General features: G+C 69.4%; 19 protein-coding genes. 13 read left to right on the top strand and 6 right to left on the bottom strand.

Annotation, left to right across the window (positions count from 1 at the left end):
- Positions 1-69: 69 nt before the first annotated feature.
- Positions 70-1,080, bottom strand: coding sequence for a 3-hydroxybutyryl-CoA dehydrogenase (locus tag CFB52_RS18270; protein ID WP_099317125.1), 1,011 nt, complete (start codon positions 1,078-1,080; stop codon positions 70-72).
- The gene (locus tag CFB52_RS18265; protein WP_059580138.1) at positions 1,077-2,183 is read right to left on the bottom strand and encodes an NAD/NADP-dependent octopine/nopaline dehydrogenase family protein; all 1,107 of its coding nucleotides are present in this window, start codon (positions 2,181-2,183) and stop codon (positions 1,077-1,079) included. The genes CFB52_RS18270 and CFB52_RS18265 overlap by 4 nt, the downstream gene beginning before the upstream one ends.
- 149 nt (positions 2,184-2,332) lie before the next feature.
- Between CFB52_RS18265 and CFB52_RS18260 the strand changes: the two genes are divergently transcribed.
- Complete coding sequence (locus tag CFB52_RS18260; RefSeq protein WP_099317124.1) at positions 2,333-3,307, top strand: AraC family transcriptional regulator; 975 nt, start codon at positions 2,333-2,335, stop codon at positions 3,305-3,307.
- Positions 3,304-4,341: a LysR family transcriptional regulator gene (locus CFB52_RS18255; RefSeq protein ID WP_099317123.1), complete on the top strand. Its 1,038-nt coding sequence runs from the start codon at positions 3,304-3,306 to the stop codon at positions 4,339-4,341. Before CFB52_RS18260 ends, CFB52_RS18255 begins: the two co-directional genes overlap by 4 nt.
- Before the next feature lie 44 nt (positions 4,342-4,385).
- Here CFB52_RS18255 and CFB52_RS18250 read toward each other — a convergent pair whose 3' ends face one another.
- Positions 4,386-5,504, bottom strand: a complete 1,119-nt coding sequence (locus CFB52_RS18250; RefSeq protein WP_099317122.1) for a porin — start codon at positions 5,502-5,504, stop codon at positions 4,386-4,388.
- Between the two features lie 410 nt (positions 5,505-5,914).
- On the opposite strand from CFB52_RS18250, the gene CFB52_RS18245 reads away from it, so the two are divergent.
- Positions 5,915-7,318 carry an MFS transporter gene (locus tag CFB52_RS18245; RefSeq protein WP_089465406.1) on the top strand — a complete coding sequence of 468 codons (1,404 nt, stop codon included), beginning with the start codon at positions 5,915-5,917 and terminating at the stop codon, positions 7,316-7,318.
- Between the two features lie 213 nt (positions 7,319-7,531).
- Positions 7,532-8,512: a PDR/VanB family oxidoreductase gene (locus tag CFB52_RS18240; protein WP_099317121.1), complete on the top strand. Its 981-nt coding sequence runs from the start codon at positions 7,532-7,534 to the stop codon at positions 8,510-8,512.
- A gap of 120 nt (positions 8,513-8,632) precedes the next feature.
- On the opposite strand, the gene CFB52_RS18235 is transcribed toward CFB52_RS18240, so the two are convergent.
- Positions 8,633-9,550, bottom strand: a complete 918-nt coding sequence (locus CFB52_RS18235) for a LysR family transcriptional regulator (RefSeq protein WP_059580327.1) — start codon at positions 9,548-9,550, stop codon at positions 8,633-8,635.
- 140 nt (positions 9,551-9,690) lie between these two features.
- Here CFB52_RS18235 and CFB52_RS18230 point away from each other — a divergent pair, with 140 nt between their 5' ends.
- The 3 genes from CFB52_RS18230 to CFB52_RS18220 all read left to right on the top strand — a co-directional run bounded on the left by CFB52_RS18230 (position 9,691) and on the right by CFB52_RS18220 (position 11,926).
- The gene (locus CFB52_RS18230; RefSeq protein WP_099317120.1) at positions 9,691-10,974 is read left to right on the top strand and encodes a Rieske 2Fe-2S domain-containing protein; all 1,284 of its coding nucleotides are present in this window, start codon (positions 9,691-9,693) and stop codon (positions 10,972-10,974) included.
- Entirely contained in the window at positions 10,971-11,474 is a 504-nt protein-coding gene (locus tag CFB52_RS18225) for an aromatic-ring-hydroxylating dioxygenase subunit beta (RefSeq protein ID WP_099317119.1), read from the top strand. The genes CFB52_RS18230 and CFB52_RS18225 overlap by 4 nt, the downstream gene beginning before the upstream one ends.
- Before the next feature lie 65 nt (positions 11,475-11,539).
- Complete coding sequence (locus tag CFB52_RS18220; protein WP_099317118.1) at positions 11,540-11,926, top strand: tautomerase family protein; 387 nt, start codon at positions 11,540-11,542, stop codon at positions 11,924-11,926.
- 50 nt (positions 11,927-11,976) lie between these two features.
- Here the strand turns inward: CFB52_RS18220 and CFB52_RS18215 are convergent, their stop codons facing one another.
- Positions 11,977-13,524, bottom strand: coding sequence for a sensor histidine kinase (locus CFB52_RS18215; RefSeq protein WP_089465404.1), 1,548 nt, complete (start codon positions 13,522-13,524; stop codon positions 11,977-11,979).
- Between the two features lie 148 nt (positions 13,525-13,672).
- On the opposite strand from CFB52_RS18215, the gene CFB52_RS18210 reads away from it, so the two are divergent.
- The 5 genes from CFB52_RS18210 to CFB52_RS18190 all read left to right on the top strand — a co-directional run bounded on the left by CFB52_RS18210 (position 13,673) and on the right by CFB52_RS18190 (position 17,834).
- Positions 13,673-14,866, top strand: coding sequence for an acyl-CoA dehydrogenase family protein (locus CFB52_RS18210; RefSeq protein WP_059640309.1), 1,194 nt, complete (start codon positions 13,673-13,675; stop codon positions 14,864-14,866).
- 101 nt (positions 14,867-14,967) lie between these two features.
- Positions 14,968-15,345, top strand: a complete 378-nt coding sequence (locus tag CFB52_RS18205) for a hypothetical protein (RefSeq protein ID WP_059580110.1) — start codon at positions 14,968-14,970, stop codon at positions 15,343-15,345.
- A gap of 8 nt (positions 15,346-15,353) precedes the next feature.
- Positions 15,354-15,875: a nuclear transport factor 2 family protein gene (locus CFB52_RS18200; RefSeq protein WP_059580107.1), complete on the top strand. Its 522-nt coding sequence runs from the start codon at positions 15,354-15,356 to the stop codon at positions 15,873-15,875.
- A gap of 31 nt (positions 15,876-15,906) precedes the next feature.
- Entirely contained in the window at positions 15,907-17,031 is a 1,125-nt protein-coding gene (locus CFB52_RS18195) for an amidase (RefSeq protein WP_059580105.1), read from the top strand.
- 59 nt (positions 17,032-17,090) lie between these two features.
- Positions 17,091-17,834, top strand: coding sequence for an SDR family NAD(P)-dependent oxidoreductase (locus CFB52_RS18190; RefSeq protein WP_099317117.1), 744 nt, complete (start codon positions 17,091-17,093; stop codon positions 17,832-17,834).
- Between the two features lie 12 nt (positions 17,835-17,846).
- On the opposite strand, the gene CFB52_RS18185 is transcribed toward CFB52_RS18190, so the two are convergent.
- Complete coding sequence (locus tag CFB52_RS18185; protein ID WP_059580100.1) at positions 17,847-18,479, bottom strand: response regulator transcription factor; 633 nt, start codon at positions 18,477-18,479, stop codon at positions 17,847-17,849.
- A 354-nt stretch (positions 18,480-18,833) separates the two neighbouring features.
- Between CFB52_RS18185 and hpaC the strand changes: the two genes are divergently transcribed.
- The gene (gene hpaC / locus CFB52_RS18180; protein ID WP_059580098.1) at positions 18,834-19,379 is read left to right on the top strand and encodes a 4-hydroxyphenylacetate 3-monooxygenase, reductase component; all 546 of its coding nucleotides are present in this window, start codon (positions 18,834-18,836) and stop codon (positions 19,377-19,379) included.
- Positions 19,380-19,390: the final 11 nt, after the last annotated feature.

Raw genomic sequence — 19,390 nt, 5'->3', positions numbered from 1 at the left:
CGCACCGGTTCACGGCGCCACGTGCGCGCTGGCGCGGCGCCGCAAGCGCACGCAGCCGCAACGTCGAGGCTACGTGTCCCGGCCGCGCCGCGCGCTGTCGAACGTCGGCGCGAGCCCAAGATGGTCGAGCAGCCGCGCGAATTCGCCGAGCCGCCGGCGCATGTACGCGGGCACATCCACGTTCGCATAGTCGTGGAAGCCGGCGCCCGTGCGCACGCCGTCGCGGCCGGCTTCCATGTTGCGCACGACGCTCTCGGCCGGCGCGAAGCGCGGCCCGATCTCGCCGGCCAGGTACGTCGACGCGTAATACAGGATGTCGCAGCCGCCCCAGTCGATGAATTCGAGCAGCCCGAGCACCGCGAATCGCGGGCCGAAGCCGGTGCGGATGGCCGTGTCGATATCCTCCGCGCTTGCGACGCCTTCCTCGACCATCCGTGCGGCCTCGTTCATCGCGAGCGCCTGGATGCGCGGCACGATATAGCCGGGCGCCGGCCCGCAGATCACCGGCTTCTTGCCCACGCGTTCGAGCAGCGCCGCGAGCGCGTCGACGACGGACCGATCCGTTACATCGCTGCGGCTAACCTCGACGAGCGGCATCAGCAGCGCGGGATTGAGCCAGTGTGCGTTCAGCATCCGCGCCGGGTGCGCGACGTAGCGCTGCAATTCGGTGACGATGAACGTCGACGTGGTGGACGCGATCGTTGCGTGCGCATCGACGTGTTCGCCGAGCCAGCGCAGCGCGTCCGCCTTGGCATCGAGCACTTCGGGCAGCGCTTCGAACACGATATCGGCATCGCGCACCGCGTCGGCCGCGCCGTCCCGCGCGACGATCGCGATGCGCGCGACGACGGCATCCGCCTGTGCGGCATCGATGCGGCCCAGCGCGACCTGCGCATGCAGCGGCCGGGCGATCTCGTCACGCGTGCGATCGTCGAATGCGCGACGGCCGGCCGCATCGCGCGGCTTGAAGTCGATCAGCGTCACGTCGAGGCCCGCGAACGCGAACACGAGCGCGATGCCCTGCCCCATGCGCCCCGCGCCGAGCACGTGGATGCGCGTCACTTCCGCGGCCGCCTTCATGCCGTGTACCCCGCGCCGAGCAGCACGCGCAGCGCGTCGCGTGACAGCGTCGCGAGCCCGAGCCGTTCCAGCGTGCGGCCTTCCGCGTACAGGTCCCGCACCGCCACCGCGCTCGCGATGCCCAGCAGTCCCTGCGCGACGGGCGTCGGCACGCCGGCCCAACGCCCGCACGACACGATGAACGACAGCCCGAGCCGGGTGTCCTCGAGCATGTAGCGATGCGTGCGCAGATCGATCTTCTCGCGCCAGTCGCCGCTATCGGTCAGCTTGCCGTGCGCGCCGCGCCCGTACATCCACTCGTCGCCTTCGGTCGCGTAGTGATCGGCGAGCGGAAAATGCGGCGCGCGGTAGCCGAGCGCTTCGCGCACCGCGATACGTTCGGCGTCGAGCGCGTTCGTCACGCGGCGGATCGACGGCTGCGTGCCTTCGTTGTGGATGTCCCACGCGTCGAAGTGTTCGAGCGGCCCGGCGTTCATCAGGATCAGCGGCGGATGGATCACCGGGCCCGCGTTCATCAGCGCGCCGGACAACGCATCCTCGACCGCCTCGACCGACGGATAGCCCGCACGCAGCACGTCGAACGCCCAGCCGGCCGCGTTCGCCGGCCACACGCCGGTCGGCAGGCGCGTCGCGTACGCGCTGATCACGACGTCGTTGTCGCCATGCTTGCGCACGAGGTACGGCAGCGTGCCCGTTTCGGCGAACGCGACGCGCGCACGATTGCCGGCGTCGGCCGCCGCGCGGGCGAACACGACGCTGCCGAACGTGCCGGGCGGCAAAAACACGACCTGGCCGTCCTCCAGCAGCGGCGCGACCTGCGCGGCGAGCGCGTCGTGCGACGTGGCCGGCAGCGGCACCACGACGAGCCGCGCGCCGCTCAACGCGGCGGCGAGATCGTCGGTCAGGCGAATCGCGCCGGGCGCGTCGCCGAGCGGCACCGTGCGCTTGCCGCGATAGTCGGTGACGTTCAGCACGCCGAGCTCGTGCAGCCGCGCATGCGGCGCGCGGTCGCGCCGCCACCACGTCACGTCGTGGCCTTTTTCGAGCAGGTCGATGGCCGCCGCATGGCAGCCGTGGCCGCCGCCCAGAACACATACCTTCATCGTTTTCTCCCGGTGATCGAGTCTGTCCGAGACTACGCGGCCGCCTGCGCCGCGTCGCTTCAAAACGCGCAACGACGCGCCCGTTCGCGCAACGCAATCGCGGCGCCGTGCGCGACGCTGCACGCCCGCCTTCGCTTCGAGGTCTAGGAATGGACATCGCCCTTTCCCGTCATGCGCCGAACCGGCTCGGCACGCTGCAGGCGCCCGACGAAGTCGAACGCGCGGTCGCGCATCGTCTCGGGCCGCATCGGATGGCCGCGTCCGGCCGCGATCCGTTTCATGCGGAGCTGTACGAGGTGCCGCTGCATCACGGCGCGCTGCTCGAACTCTGCTACGGTCGTGAAACGCGCATCGATTTCGGCGACGACGCCGATCACTTCCTGTTCCGGCTGACGCTCGCGGGCGCGTGCGAACTGCAGGCCGGCAGCGTCGTCGCGCGCGCCGGCCCCGGCGCGCTGACCGTGTCGTCGCCCGCGCTCGCGAGCCGCCTGCGCACGAGCCGCGATTGCCGCAATCTCGTGCTGCGGCTCGAACGCGGCGCGCTCGAACGCAAGCTGCAGGACATGCTGCGCGCGCCGCTCACGCGGCCGCTGCAATTCGACCTCGCGACGAGCGGCGCGGGCGCGGGCGCCGCGCTCGTGCTGTCGACCTTCGAATACCTGTGCCGGCTCGGCGCGCAGCCGCGCATCGGCACGGCGTCGCCGGTGTTCGGCGCGGACCTCACCGCGTGGCTGATGTCGCTGCTGCTCACGCACCTGCCGCACGCGTACAGCGACGCGCTGCTGCGCGGCACGCCACCGCTGCCCGCGCACGTGCGGCGCGCGTGCGCTCACGTCGATGCGCACCTCGGCGAACCGCTCGCGCTCGCCGTGCTGGCGGCCGTCGCGGGCGTCGCGCCGCGCACGCTGCAGCATGCGTTCCGCGCGTTCCTGCACACCACGCCGGCCGCGTACGTGCGCGAGCGCCGGCTCGCCGCCGTGCACGCGGCGTTGCAACGCGGCGACGCGCGCAGCGTGACCGACGTGCTGATCGCGCACGGCATCCATGGCTTCGGCCATTTCGCGAAGGCATATGCGCGGCGTTACGGCCACGCGCCTTCCGTCACCGCGAGGCAGACACGTTGACGCTCTCCACTCCCGGCCGCGCGACGGCCCCCGCCCGCCCCGAAGCCGCGCCGCACGACGGCGACTCGCCCGACGGCCTGCGCGTGCAGGATCTCGATCTCAACCTGTTGAAGACGTTTCGCGCGGTGTATGAAGAGCGGAACGTCGGCCGCGCGGCGCTGCGGCTCGGCGTCACGCAGCCGTCCGTCAGCCACGCGCTCGGCCGGCTGCGGCTGATGTTCCGCGACGCGCTGTTCGTGCGCACCGGCACCGGCGTCGAGCCGACCCCGCGCGCGCAACGGCTCGCGATCTCGGTCGACAAGGCGCTCGCGATCCTGCAGGACGTGCTCGACGAAGGCTCGCGCTTCGCGCCCGACAGCACGCAGCGCGTGTTCCGCCTGCACATGAGCGATTTCGCGGCGAGCGCGTTCCTGCCGACGCTGCTCGCCGCGTTCGACCGGCGCGCGCCGGGCGCCGTGATCGAGACGCTGCACGTCGACGAATGCCAGCTCAACGTCGCACTCGAATCGGGGCGCATCGACTTCGCGCTCGGCCATTTCGCCGATGCGTCGAGCCATTTCCAGCGCACCGCGCTGCTGCACGAGCGCTGCGTGCTGCTGATGCCGCGCCGCACCGCCCGGCGCGTCGGCCTGCCCGACGATTTCGTGCTCGACGGCGCGGCGCCCGACGCGCTGCGCTTCGTCGCGATCACGTCGCATCCGCAATCGATGCAATTGCTCGAACGGCACGAACTGATGCCGCGCGTGCGCGCGGCGCTGCCCGATTTCATGGTGGTGCCGGCATTACTGCAAGGCGGCGACTATGCGCTGATCCTGCCGGAGACGATCGCGATCACGTTCGCGGCGCGCCAGCCGTGCGTGCTTTACGAAGTCGCCGGCGCCGGCGAGTGGTCCGTCAACGCGTACTGGCATCGTCGCTTCGACGCGGACCCCGGCCATCGCTGGCTGCGCGCGCTGCTGCTCGAACTGTTCAATATCGGCGAGCAGGCACCGTTCGACGCATGGCTCGCGCCGCACCCGCCCGCCTGCGCGTAGCGGCGCGAGCGGGCCCGCACCAGGGCGCGGGTCCGCCAAAACGCTCAGAACGACGTGAGGATGCCCGCGACGAGCGCGCTCGCGGTCGCGCCAGGCTTCGCGACCGCGACGCCGCCGCCCGCCGCGCCGTTGACGACGAAGCGCGCATGCGCGCCGTTGCGCACCATCGCGGCGCCCGTGTACAGCACCGTGCGCTTCGACAGCGGATAGTCGAAGCGGATGCCGTACGAATCGGCGTTGCCGTCGCTGTCGGCCACCTTCCGGTAATGGCCGACGCTCAGCAGCAGCGACGCGCGTCCGATCGGCACCGTCGCGCTGAGCTCCATGATGTCGCTGTGCGGATACGCGCTCTGGCTGTCGACCGCGGTCGCCACATCGGGGCCGCCGCGATGGCGCATATACAGCGCGGCCACCTTCACGACGTTGAAGTCGTACGAAATCGCGCCGAGCGTGTAGTTGCCGTTCGCGGCCGGGCTCGTGTTGCCGAGCGTCGATGCGGCTACCGGGCTGAACTTCTGCTGCATGTAGTCGACGTCGACCGACAGCCCGCCGCGCACGTAGTTGATGCCCGCGCCGTACGTATCGCCGAGCGTCGCCGGCTGCCCGGCCGCGCCATTGGCGCCGCGCGCGGCCATCGCGCGCAGCATGAAGCCCGCGTAGCGCGGCGACGTGTAGCGCATCGAGTTGCGCACGCGCAGGAACGCGGGCCCGACGAAGTTGTTGGTCGCGTTGCCCCAGGCGAGCCCCGCGCCGAGGCCGGGCAGGCTGTACGTGACGAGCGTCGTATGCAGGATCGTGTAGAGCTCGCCGAACTGCACGCCGCCGAACGGCCCCGTGATGCCGACCCACGCTTCGCGGCCGAACAGCGCGCTGCTGTTCGACAACGCACCGTTCGCCGCGTTGAAGCCGTCCTCGAGCTTGAAGATCGTCGCGTAGCCGCCGCCGAGATCCTCGACACCCTTCAGCCCCCACTGCGACGCCCACAGGTTGCCGCTGCCCATGCGTGTCACGTGGTTCGGCCCGGCGTTCGCGTATTCGATCGCGGTGTCGATGCGGCCGTAGAGCGTCACGCTCGATTGCGCGGCGGCCGGCAGCGTCATGCACGCGAGCAGCGCGGCAAGCAGTACGGCAAGCCGGTCGGCCCGCCCGTTCGGTTGGTTCATCTGCGTCGTCCCGTAGAAGTTGCGGCGCCTGTCGGCATCGCGCCGCTCGGTGTGAAGCGCGTTCGCCTTGAGACGCGAACGCCGCCGATCAAAACCCGGCCGAGTCTAGGAACGACAATTTCGGACGTCGACGCAATGGGCTCTATAACGCTTATAGACGCGCCGCATGATGCGCGCGCGCCCCGTCGCACGTACGCTGCGGGGCGGCTCGCGCGCAAGGCCTCGGTGTTTTCTTTATCCGCGTCGGTAAATGTCCGTGTGGCGCGGCTGTCACTCCGGCTATGGCGGCCGAATTTGGCCGACTACGCTGCGTCACCGATCGTGTCACCCGCACGCGTTCGCGCCGCGACGGCGCCCGGCCCGCGAGGCCGATGCCGCGCGTTTCCACCGCCCGCTCCTGGAGAACCCGCATGTCCGCATCAACGGCCCGCGCTGCCGACGGCAAGCGCTATACGTACGAATGGTATGTCGTCGTCATCTGCATGCTCGCGTACATCTTTTCGTTCGTCGACCGCCAGGTCCTCGTCCTGATGATCGAACCGATCAAGCGCGACCTGCATTTGTCCGATACGCAGTTCAGCCTGCTCAACGGCTTCGCGTTTTCGCTGTTCTATGCGGTGATGGGGCTGCCCGTCGCGTATCTCGCCGACCGCTATGCGCGCCCGCGCATCATCTCGCTCGGCATCGCGCTGTGGAGCGTCGCGACCGCCGCATGCGGGCTCAGCCAGCATTTCGTGCAGATGTTCGTCGCTCGGATGGGCGTCGGTGTCGGCGAGGCCGCGCTGTCGCCCGGTGCGTATTCGATGCTCGCCGACTACTTCCCGAAGGAGAAGCTCGGTCGCGCGATCGCCGTGTATTCGCTCGGCTCGTTCATCGGCGGCGGCATCGCGTTCCTGATCGGCGGCTACGTGATCGCGCTGCTCAAGCATGCGAGCGCGTTCACGCTGCCGATCGTCGGGCAGGTGCATGCCTGGCAGGTCACGTTCCTGATCGTCGGGCTGCCGGGGATCCTCGTTGCGCTGCTGTTCGCCGCGACCGTGCGCGATCCGCAGCGCAAGGGGCTCGCGCAGGATCGCTCGGGCGCCGTGCGGCGCGTGTCGATGCGCGATTCGCTGCGCTTCGTCGGCGCGCATCGCGCGACCTTCGCGTGCCACTACCTCGGCTTCTCGTTCTATGCGATGACGCTGTACTGCCTGCTGAGCTGGACGCCCGCGTTCTATATCCGCCACTTCGGGATGACGGCCGTCGAAGCCGGCTACACGCTCGGCATCGTGCTGCTGGCCGCGAACACGGCCGGCGTGTTCTGCGGCGGCTGGCTCAACGACTGGCTGCTGCGGCGCGGCCGAAGCGATGCGCCGATGCGTGCCGGCGCGATCGGCGCCGCGTGCATGGTGATTCCCGCGACGCTGTTCACGCAGCTCGACAGCCTGCCCGCGTCGCTCGCGATGCTGGTCGTCGCGATGTTCTTCGCATCGTTCCCAATGCCGACGTCGACCGCCGCGATGCAGACGCTCGCGCCGAACCAGATGCGCGCGCAGATCTCCGCGCTGTTCCTGCTCGTGTCGAACCTGATCGCGCTCGGGATCGGCACGACCGTCGTCGCGCTATTCACCGATCGCGTGTTCGGCGCGCCGGCCGCGGTCGGCCATTCGATGTCGATCGTCAACGTCGCGGCGGCCACGCTGGCCGCGCTGCTGCTCGCCGCAGGGTGCCGCCACTATCGCCGCAGCCTCGAACGCGAACGCGGTCATGCAGCGGCATCGGCTTCGGCTGACGCGGCCGTCGACGGCGGCAACGCCATCGCCGCTCGCTGAAGCCGCGCGGTTCACCGATCGCGTGGTCGGTGTACCGGCCGCGCGAGCGCCGCCACGCCGACCGGCGACAATCGGCACGCCCACCATCATCCATCCCGCTTATTCCAACATCGATTTTTAATCGATTTGATTTATGCGAGGCCCATCCCTATTCTCGATTGCATGCCGGCGCGGGCTCGGCCGCGCCGCTTTTCTCTACCCACGGAATTTCCCATGCAAGCGAACCGCCACCAGGTCCGGATCGACGCGCTGATCGACGCGGCGCAGGACATCCGCTGTTTCCGGATCTCGCGCGTCGACGGCCAGCCGTTCGACGCGTACGAACCCGGCGCTCATATCGACGTCACCGCGCCGTCCGGCATCACGCGGCAATACTCGCTGTGCGGCAACCCCGACGAGCGCCGCAGCTACCTGTTCGCGGTGAAGAAGGAAACGCACTCGCGCGGCGGCTCGCGTTCGCTGCACGACGACGTAAGCGTCGGCGCCGAATTGTCGATCGGCGCGCCGCGCAACCTGTTTCGCTTGACCGATGCCGCGAGCGAGCACGTGTTGGTCGCGGCCGGCATCGGCATCACGCCGCTGCTGTCGATGGCGTATGCGCTGAACCGGCGCGGCGCACGCTACCGGTTGCATTACTTCGCGCGCAGCCGCGATCACGCGGCCTTCGTCGACGAATTGTCGGCCGAGCCGTTCGCATCGCACGTGACGTTCCACTACGGCGTCGAGCCCGATGCGCTCGCGGCCGAACTCGGCCGCTGCATGGAGTCGATCGACTCGAGCGCGCATGTCTATACGTGCGGCCCCGGGCCGTTCATGGATGCGGTCGTCGCCGCCGCGGTCACGCGCGTTCCGGAAGACGCGATTCATCTCGAACGCTTCGCGGCGGAACCGTCGGCGGGCGTCACCGCCGCGGATGACGCCGCGGCGGACGGCTTCGAAGTGCGCCTGCAACGCAGCGGCCAATCGGTGCGCGTCGCACCCGATACGTCGATCGTCGACGCACTCGCGAAGATCGGCATCGAGGTCGATACCTCATGCGGCGAAGGCGTGTGCGGCACCTGCATGGTGCCGGTGCTCGACGGCGAACCCGATCATCGCGATCACTGCCTGAGCAAGGCCGAGCGCGCGAGCAACACGGTGATCTGCTGCTGCGTGTCGCGTGCGCGCTCGCCCGTGCTCGTGCTCGATCTCTGATGCGCGGGGCGCGCTGGCGCATCGCGATCTAGAGATCGACTGACGCACCGATGCGCTGAAGATCGGGACGGGCCGGCGCCGGCGACACGCGGCCGCCGCCCATCTCGCACCGCCCGATCGTCATTCGTCGAAACGCTCGACGATCTCCGCGAGCAGCGCGCGCATCCATGCGTTGCCCTCGTCCTCGTGGAAATGCTCGTGCCAGTGCATCGTCACCGGCGCGGGCGGCAGCGTGACCGGCAGGTCGTACAGCCGGAACGCGTTGTCGCGGTTGAGAATCCGCGCGAGCCGCTTCGGCAGCGTCGCATACAGATCGGTGACCGACAGCACGCTCGGCAGCGCAACGAAGTGCGGCACCTCGAGCGCGATGTTGCGGCCCACGCCTTGCGCGCGCAACGCATCGTCGAGCGCGTGGTGGCTGTGCTCGACCGATTTCACGTTCACGTGCGCGGCGCGCACGAACTGCTCGAGACTCAGCGCGGCGGCCGTCGGCAGCCCGCGCCTGCGCCCCGTCATGCACACGTAGGTTTCCTCGAACAGCACCTGGTGGCGCGTGCGCGGCATCAACTCCGGCAAGTTGCCGATCGCGAAGTCGAGCCGGCTCGCGCGCAGCGCTTCCTCGATCTCCTCCACCGGCAGCGGCTGCACGCTGAGCGTCACGCGCGGCGCGCGCTCGCGCAGCGCCCGGCAGATCGCCGGCAGGTACGCCATCTCGCCCGCATCCGACAGCGACAGCCGGAACGTGCGCGTGCTGGTGGCCGGATCGAAGCGCTCCGCGTAGCGCAGCGCGACGCGCACCATGTCGAGCGCCTTGCCGACGATGCCGGCGAGTTCCAGCGCGACCGGCGTCGGCTGCATGCCGGCGCGCGTGCGCACGAACAGCGGATCGTCGAACAGCGTGCGCAGCCGGCCGAGCGAATAGCTGACGGCCGGCTGCGACAGCGCAAGCCGCTCGCCGGCCTTCGTCAGGCTGCGTTCCTCGACGATCGCCTGGAATACGCGCAACAGGTTCAGATCGAGATGATCGACCGATGTCATCGTGACCTCCATCATTTGCCGCATTTATTTGATCGTCGATTTTAGATCAATTTGACCGATATGTAGCAGAAGACGAGACTGATCTCCGGACGCTGCGCCCGGCGCGGCCCGATTTTCGCGACTCTTTCCCCACGACGACGATGAGCGACATTGCCTACCAGACGATCGACACCCGCGCGTTGCACGGTCTCGCGCAGCCCGACCGCATCGCGCCCGCGATGTACCACGACCCCGCGCTGTTCGAAGCCGAGCTCGACCGCATCTTCTACCGCACCTGGATCTGGGTCGCGCACGAAAGCGAACTGCCGAACCCGGGCGACTTCATCACGACGACGATCGGCCGCCAGCCGGTGATCGTCGTGCGCGACAGGACGGGCGAGATCAACGTGCTGCAGAACCGCTGCCGCCATCGCGGCGCGACCGTGTGCGAAGCGCACAAGGGCAACGCGAAGGGCTTCACGTGCCCGTATCACAGCTGGTCGTACGCGCTCGACGGTACGCTGCGCGCGCTGCCGTACGGCGACGGCTACGAAGGCGTGTGCGACAAGGGCGACCTGCCGCTCGTGAAGCTGCGCGTCGGTGTGTACCAGGGGTTGATCTTCGCGAGCTTCAACGACGCGATCGAGCCGCTCGAGGATTTCCTCGGCGGCGCGAAGCCGTGGATCGACCTGTTCATGAAACAGGGCGCCGGCTACCCGATCAAGGCGAATGGCGAGCACAAGTTCAGGTTCAAGGGCAACTGGAAGATCCAGCTCGAGAACACCACCGACCTCTACCACTTCCCGGTCGTGCACAAGTCGTGGATGAAATCGATCGACGACGAAACGGCCGCCGCGATCACGCGCTTCATGACGAGTGAGGACGCGTTCTGCCGCGCGCTCGGCAACGGCCACAGCCTCGCGGTGCTGATGCCCGAGCTGATCGATCTCGACGCGGACGACGGCGCCCCGCTGCCCGAACGCTTCGCGCCGCTCGCGGCGAAGCTCGCCGAGCGCCACGCGCCGGACGAAGTGCGCCGCATCGTGCGCTCGCTGATGGGCGTCGGCTTCAACCTGAACCTGTTCCCGAACCTCGCGCTGTCGATGGCGTTCTTTCGCGTGCTGCGGCCGATCTCCGCGAACGAAACCGAGATCCGCCACGTCGCGCTCGCGATGGACGGCGGCCCCGACGTAGCGAACCGCGAGCGCCTGCGCATTCACGAACACTTCCAGGGCCCGTTCGGCTTCGGCAGCCCCGACGACGCGGAAGCCTGGGAGCGCGTGCAGCGCGGCGCGCATGCGGGCCCCGACGTGCCGATCCTCGTGAATCGCGGGCTGAACCGTGAAATTACCGCCGCGAACGGCGAAAAGACCGCGCACGCGACCGACGAAACCGGCATGCGCGAGGCCTACCAGCAGTGGCGCAAGATGATGGAGCAACAGTGATGGACGACCGCAACGCCCTCTTTTCCGAGCAGACCTTCGCCCGCGCGGTCGAATTCGTGTGGCGCGAAGCCGAGATGCTCGACCGCCGCGACTACCGCGCATGGCTCGACCTGTGGGATCCGGCCGGCCACTACGTGGTGCCGATCGATCCCGACACGACCGATTTCGCGGCGACGCTGAACTACGTATTCGACGACCAGGACATGCGCGAGAAGCGCGTGCAGCGGATGGTGTCCGGTTACTCGGCGTCGGCCGCCGACGCGGCGCGCACGGTGCGCACCGTGTCGCGCTTCACGCTGGAGAGCGGCAGCGCCGACACCGTCGAGCTGAAATCGGCGCAGGTCGTCGTCGCGTACAAGCGCGGTGCCGCGACGCTGTTCGCGGCCGACGTCACGCACAAACTGCACGTCGATGCCGACGGCGAGATGCGGATCGCGGAGAAGGTCGTGCGCCTGATCGACTCGACCGAAGCGCTCAGCGCGATCGGCTTCCTGCTGTAAGCCGTGGCCGGTTCACCGCTGCACGCGCAAAGGTGAACCGGTCACCTTCACCTTTCCGAGCCATCATGCCCACACTCGAAGTTTTCCTGCCGGCCGGCCATGACGATGCGCGCAAGGCCGAGCTGATCGCGAGACTGACCGGTGCGACCGTCGACGCGATCGGCGCACCGATCGAATCGGTGCGCGTGCTGCTCACCGAACTGCCCGCGACGCATATCGGCCTCGGCGGCCGCAGCGCCGCGGACGGCGCGCCGCCGTCGCTGCCGGTGATCGTCGCGATCCTGATCGCCGGCCGCACCGACGAGCAGAAGCGCGCGCTGATCGCCGCGCTGTCCGACGCGGGCGCGAACGTGCTCGACGCGCCGCTGCAGGCGACGCGCGTGATCATCAAGGACATTCCGAACACCGACTTCGGCATCGGCGGCCGGACCGCGCGGGCGCTGGGGCGCTGACGATGCGCCGTGCGCCGCCGCCCCGCCGCGACGCGCCGCCGCGGTTGCGCTCAACCATCGGCGAGCGGCAACGTGACGCGGCAGTCGAGCCCGCCGCCCGCGGCCGCGCTCGCGGCGATCCGCCCGCCGTGGCGCGTGACGATGCTCTTGCACAGCGACAACCCGATCCCGTTGCCGCCGGCCTTCGACGACGAGAAGCCGTCGAACAGCCGCTCGTGCGCGCCGGCCTCGATGCCCGGGCCATTGTCGATCGCACGCAACTCCGCCTGGCCGGCCACGTTCGCGGTGCCGAGCGTCAGCGTGCGCGGCACGCGCTCGCAACTGGCGAATGCCTCGATCGCATTGAACGCGAGATTCAGGATCACCTGCCCGATCAGCACGCGCTCGCAACGGATCGGCAGCGGTGTGTCGGCCTGCACGATCGCGACCGTCACGCCGGCTTCCTTCGCGCGCAGCTCGATGAAGTACGCGACGTCCGCGAGGATGTCGCGCAGGTCGGCCCGCGCGACGACCGGCTCGCGCTTCACGATGAACTCGCGCACGCTCTTGATGATCAGCGCCGCGTGCTCGGCCTGCCGGTCCGCGCTGCGCAGCCCCCAGATCGCGTCGTCGACGGCGCCGTTGCCGTTCAGCCGTCGCACCGCGCCTTCGATGAAATTGCGCACGGCCGCGAGCGGCTGGCTCAATTCGTGCGCGATCACGGTCGCCATCTCGCCCATCGCGTTGTAACGGCCCGCGTATTCGAGCATCCGCGCCTCGGCGCGCCGCGCGTCCTCGATCGCGACTTCGTCGCTCACGTCGCGGAACTGCACGAGCAGCCCGTCGAGATCGCCTTCGATCTCGACCTGCCGGCACAGGATGCGCAGCCAGCATGCCGAGCCGTCGCGCCGTACGATCCGGTAGCGCTGCGGCGCGGACGGATGCGCCGACGGTGCATCGCGCAACTGCGCGACGAGCCGGTCGCGATCGGCTTCGGCGCAGTAGTCGAGCACCTCGCCGAGCGGTTCGCCGGGCGCGAGCCCGAGCACGCGGCGGCCCGACTCGCTGATGAACTGCACGCCGCCGTGCGGCGTCACGACCGCGATCCCTTCGTCGAGATCCTGCATGAACTCGCGCAGCCGCGCCTCGTAGCGGCGCAATTGCTGGCGCACCGCCTCTTCCGCGCTGATGTCGCGAAACTGCACCATCACGACGTCGCGCCCGCGCAGCGGCACGTAGGTCGCGGTGGCCTCGGACAGCATGTCGACGCCCGTACGCGATCGATAACACCACTCGTACACCTGCGGCCCGTCGACGAGCGCGCGATCCCACGCGCTCACCGCGATCTCGCGCCGGTACTTCGGCTCGGGACGCGTCATGTCCGGCGCCTTCAGCGGCAGCAATTCCTCGACGGAAAAACCGAGCGCGATGCACGCGGCGCGATTCGCCCACACAATCGCCTTGGTCTGCGCGTCGTGCAGCAGCACGCACGTGGTCAGCGCGTCGAGCAGCCGGTGGAAATCGTCTTCGTCGGGAAAACTCATGATCGGATTCAGAGCAAGGCGCGCGGCGTCGCGCGGCCGGAAGCCCAACATAGCACCGGCGCGCGCCGATCGCATCTGAAGATTTCTTTAGGCCGGCACGGAGCGTCACCAGTCAGGCGGCCCAACGCACCAATTGCTGCGTGTTTTCGGCGTTTCTAGACTGGTTGCATCGTCTTGCTCCAGCAACCGACGCCGACATCGCCCCCATCCCCAGGAGACTTTCATGCCGCAAGCCGCCCTCGCCATCGAATCCGCGCCGCCTTCGCCGCCCGCGGCCCGTCCCGCGGCCGGGCAGTTGTCGCCGCTCGACGCGGTGATCGAAACCGTCGCCGCCCGCCGCGACGAATTCGACCGGCTGTCGCACGTGCCGCGCGACGTGATCGCGCTGTTCAAGCAGGCCGGCATCTATCGCGCGGGCACGCCGCGCCGCTTCGGCGGCGACGCGCTCGCGCCGACCGCGTTCCTCGACATGATCGAACGGATCGCGACCGCCGACGGCTCGGCCGCGTGGGTCGCGAGCTTCGGCTCCGCGAACGTCTACCTCGCCGCGCTGCCGCTCGACACGCAGGCCGAGCTGTACGCGAGCGGCCCCGATCAGGTGTTCGCGGGCGGCCTGTTTCCGGTGCAGCCCGCGCAGGACGCTCCGGGCGGCTGGCGCGTGAACGGCACGTGGAAATTCGCGAGCGGCTGCAAGGGCGCCGACTGGCTCGGCGTCGGCATCGCCGTGCCGGGCGCGCGGGACGCGGCGCCCAACAAGCCGCGCACGGCCGTGTTCCGCGCCGCCGACGTCGAGATCGTCGAGAACTGGAGCGTGGTCGGCATGCAGGGCACCGGCAGCCACGACCTGCGCGTGAACGACCGCTTCGTGCCCGAGGCGTGGACCTTCGTGCGCGGCGGCGAGGCGACGGTCGACGAGCCGCTGTACCGCTACCCGACCGTCGCGTATGCGGCGCAGGTGCTGGCCGTCGTCAACCTCGGCCTCGCGCGCGCGGCGCTCGACGTCGTGAACCGGATGTCGGGCGGCCGCCAGACGACGACCGGTGCGCCGCGTCTCGCCGATCGCGCGTACTACCGCATCGAGCTCGCGAAGGCCGAGGCGCAACTGCGCTCGGCACGCGCGTTCTTCTACGACGCGACCGATACCGTGTGGCAATCGATCCTCGCCGGCAATCCGGTGACGCCCGACCAGGTCAGCCTGCTGCGGCTCGCGGCCACGCAGATCGCGCGCGAAGGCGCGAGCGTCGTCGAACGCGCGTACCGCCTCGGCGGCACGGCGGCGATCTATCGCACGCATCCGTTGCAGCGGCTGCTGCGCGATGCGATGGTCGTCACGCAGCACGCGTTTCTCGGCGAAGGCAACTTCGACGGCGCGGGCGCGGTGTTCACCGGCGTCACGCCGTTTCCCGGCTATCTGTGACCGGCATCGACCGCAACCTCGATGCATACGCATGAAACCGGATCCGGAGCGCGCTCGCCGGCCGGATCATGCATCCAACCGATTCCTCTGGAGAACCCGATATGTCCGATTCGAATCCGCTGCCGCTGCGCGTGCTGTTCTGCTGCGGCGTGTCGCAGAATTTCTTCGACCTGCCGCGCGAGCGGATCGGCGAAGTGTGGCAGGCGTACGGCGCGATGCTCGCGGCCGTCGAGGCGATGCCCGGCGTGCGCGTGCTCGGCGTGATGGACGACGACCGCCTCGTGGTCGGCCAGGCCGACGGCGCGCCATGGACGTTCTACATCATGGCCGACGTCGCCGATTTCGACACGGCGGTCGCGGTGTGCAACCTGTACCGCACGACGCCCGTCGGCGAATACAACCTGTGGCGCTACGGCAAGATCGAGGCGCGCGTCGGCCGCGCGCTGAGCGTGCCGCCGGCCGCGAAGCCCGCGGCGTGAGGCGCGCGATGAGCGACCTGACACCCGCCGCGATCGACGCGCTCGCGCGGCGCGTCGCGGCGCTCGACGCCGAGCGCGCGGTGCGCGCGACGATCACGCGGTACATGGCGCTGTGCGACGTACCCGACGATGCGGGCGCGGGCCCGTCGCTGGCCGAACTGTTCACGACCGACGCCGTGTGGGAAGGCATCGGCCTGCAGTATGCAAGGAAATTCGGCCGCGTCGAAGGCACCGCCGCGATCGTCGCGATGCTCGGCCGCTATCTGCCGCCCGATCCGCATTTCGCGGCGAACCTGCACTTCCTGACGTCGGAGTCGATCGAGATCGGCGCCGGCCATGCAAGCGCACGCGGCCGCTGGGTCATGCTGCAGGCGTCGCGCTACGCGGACGGCTCGGCCGAGCTGATCGCCGCGCGGCTGACCGTCGATTTCGCGCCGGCCGCCAGCGGCTCCGCCTGGCTGATCCGCCATTTCCGCACCGAACGCGTGCTCGACGGCCCGTGGCCGCTCGCCGCCGCGCCACGGTCCTGATGTTTCCCGCCGCTTTCGCACGATACCGACCATGACAGGCTTCATCGACACTTTCACGCTCGGCGGCCCGGGCCCGACGATCGCGATCAAGGACACGATCGATATCGCTGGCCATCCGACCCGCGCGGCGAGCCGCGCGCTCGCCGACGCGCCGCCCGCCGTACGCCACGCGGACGTGGTCCGCCTGCTGCTCGACGCCGGCTGGCAGATCGCCGGCAAGGCGAACATGCACGAGCTCGCGTTCGGCATGACCGGCATCAACGACTACACGGGCACACCCGTCAATCCGCAGGACGCCTCGCGCATTCCGGGCGGCTCGTCGAGCGGCTCCGCGTCGCTCGTCGGGCTGCGCACTGTCGATGCGGCGCTCGGCACCGATACCGGCGGCTCGATTCGCGGGCCGGCCGCCTGCTGCGGCGTGGCCGGGCTCAAGCCCACGTTCGGGCGTGTGTCGCGACGCGGCGTCGCGCCTGCGGAAACCACGCTCGATTGCGTCGGGCCATTCGCCCGCGACATCCGCACGCTCGTCGCAGTGATGGCCGCGATCGCGCCGGGCTTCGATCGTGCGCAGGCGACGGCCTCCGTTGAAGGCTGCACGGTCGCTCGACTCGCCGTGGAAGCCGATCCGGCGATCGCCGCCGCGCTCGACGCGGCCGTTCGTGCATCGGGCCTGCGCTCGCACACCGTCGTGCTCGATGCAATGCCGGCCGCGTTCGCCGCGGGGCTCACCGTGATCAACGCGGAAACGTCGCGCGCGTTCGGCCATCTGGTCGCGACCGGCAAACTCGGCGCCGATCTCGATGCACGATTGCGTGCGGCCGCAACGACCGCGCCTGCGGCATTGAAGGAAGCCGAGGCCGTGCGCGCACGCTTCGCCGCGCAGGTCGATGCCGCGCTCGAACACGCGGACGTGCTGGTGCTGCCGACGCTACCCGCGCTGCCGATCACGCTGCAGCAGGCCCGCGACGGCGTATCGGTGATCGCGATGTCGTCGCTGATCCGGCCGTTCAACCTGAGCGGCCATCCCGCGCTCAGCCTGCCGCTGCCGCTCGCCGGTTCACCGTTGAAGGCCGGCTTGCAGATCGTCGGGCGCAAGGGCGCGGACGAACGGGTCTGCGCGATCGCGGCACACTTCGAAGCGGCGCTGGCCGCATGAACCACAATGCGGGGGCCGCCTTCACCGGCGTGCGCCCACGAACCACGGAACACCACACCATGTCAGACCGAGTCGTCCTCGTCACCGGCGCCGCGCGCGGGCTCGGCGCCGTCCTCGCCGAACGCTTCCATGCGGCCGGCTACCGCGTCGCGCTGGCCGACATCGCGGCCGATGCCGTTCATGCGCATGCGCGCGAGCTCGATCCGAGCGGCGAACGCGCGATCGCGCTGCCGCTCGACGTCACGTCGAAACGCGATTTCGAAGCGGCGCGCGATGCGCTCGTCGCACGCTGGGGCGCGATCGACGTGCTCGTCAACAACGCGGGCGCATCGAAGGTCGTGCCGGCGATGGAGATCACGGCCGAGCAGTTCGACCACGTAATCGACGTGAACCTGCGCAGCGTGCTGTTCGGCTGCCAGGTGTTCGGCCAGTATTTCGCGCGGCGCGGCGCGGGCCGCATCGTCAACATCGCGTCGCTCGCCGGGCAGAACGGCGGCTCGGCCACGGGCGCGCACTATGCGGCTGCGAAAGGCGGCACGCTGACGCTGACCAAGGTGTTCGCGCGCGATCTCGCCGCGCAGGGCGTCACCGTCAACGCGATCTCGCCGGGCCCGCTCGATCTGCCGATCGTGTACGAAAGCGTCGCGCCCGACAAACTGCGTCAGGTGCTCGCGAGCCTGCCGGGCGGCAAGCTCGGGTCGGCCGCTTTCGTTGCGGATGCAGCCGTATTGCTCGCGTCGGGCGACGCGCATTTCGCGAACGGCGCATGCTGGGACATCAACGGCGGGCTGTACATGCGCTGAACGCGCCGAACCTCATCGCGACGGCTCACCGTCGTCGCCCCACACGACCATCACGTCGCGCACGAGCGCGGCGATCGACGTCGCGCCGAGCTTCTCCTTGATGCTCGCGCGATGCACGTCGACCGTCTTCACGCTGATCGACAGATCGGATGCGATCTGCTTGCTGCCCTTGCCGTCCACGACGCCGCGCAGCACTTCCTTCTCGCGCGCGGTCAGCGCATCGAGCCGCTGGCGCAGTTCACGGTGGCGCTGGCTCACCGCATGCCGCTGCTGCGCGAGCCGCAACGCACGCTGCACGCGCTCGAGCATCTGCTGCGAGTTGTACGGCTTCTCGACGAAATCGATCGCCCCGTTCTGCAGCGCGCGCACCGACATCGGAATGTCGCCGTGCCCGCTGACGAAGATCACCGGCAGCGTCGCGCCGCGCGCGTTCAGTTCGGCCTGCACGTCGAAGCCGCTTTTCTCCGGCATCCGCACGTCGAGCACGAGACACGCAGGCAGGTTCACGTCGAAGCGCGCGAGAAAATCGGCGGCGCTCGCGAATCCCTCGGACGCGATGCCGACCGATTCGAGCAACCAGGCGAGCGACGTCCGCATGCCGCTGTCGTCGTCGACGATGTATACGATCGGTGCGGGTGACGTCATCGCGGGGGTCTCGCTGAATATCGGTATCGGTATCGCACGCGCCGCGCGCGACGCCGGTGGCCGGCGTGGCGCAAGCGTCGTTCGCTGGGGGTGTGCGGCACATCATAACGAGCCGAAAACCCGCTGCAAACCCCTGGACGTGCCGCGCGAACGCACAATCGCGGCTTTTTTTGCACGCGGCGGCACGCGTCTAGGTAGAACCTTTAGACGCGTTGGCAGGAACGCCATCCCGATCGTCAATCGTGCGAATGGTCGGCCGCCTTTTCGCGACGTACGCTTGGGTCATCGTCGGCGATCCGGCGCTGCCCTCGCAGCGCCGCGCGGTTCGCCGCTTTCGTCCAATCAGGAGCGCCCATGTCTTCCACGACCGATATCCAGCGACCGCCGCGCGTCGAACCGACCGACGCGCAGAAGGCCTTCCGCCAGGCAATGGCCCACCTCGGTGCGGCCGTCAACGTGATCACCACCGCGGGGCCGCACGGCCGCTGCGGGATCACCGCGAGCGCCGTGTGTTCCGTCACCGATGCGCCGCCGACGCTGCTCGTGTGCCTGAACCGGTCGAGCGCAATGCACGCGACCTTCGAGCGCAACCGTCAGGTGTGCATCAACGTGCTGCCGGCCGAGCACGAACTGCTCGCGCGACACTTCGCGGGGCTCACCGACCTGCCGATGGAACAGCGCTTCCAGTTGCCCGTGTGGGATCGCGGCGAACAGGACGTGCCGGTGCTGCGCGATGCGCTCGCGAGCCTGCAGGGCACGATCGCCGAGATGAAGGAAGTCGGCTCGCACTCGGTGATGTTCATCGAGGCGACGTCGATTCGCGTGCGCGACGACGGCGACAGCCTCATCTACTTCAGCCGTGCATTTCATCGCGTGTCGCGCGCCGCGTGTGTGCGGTGACGTTCGCGTGA

The organism is Burkholderia sp. AU18528 (assembly GCF_002223215.2).
Lineage (GTDB): Bacteria > Pseudomonadota > Gammaproteobacteria > Burkholderiales > Burkholderiaceae > Burkholderia > Burkholderia semiarida.
This window is presented reverse-complemented; position numbering and strand designations above follow the sequence as displayed.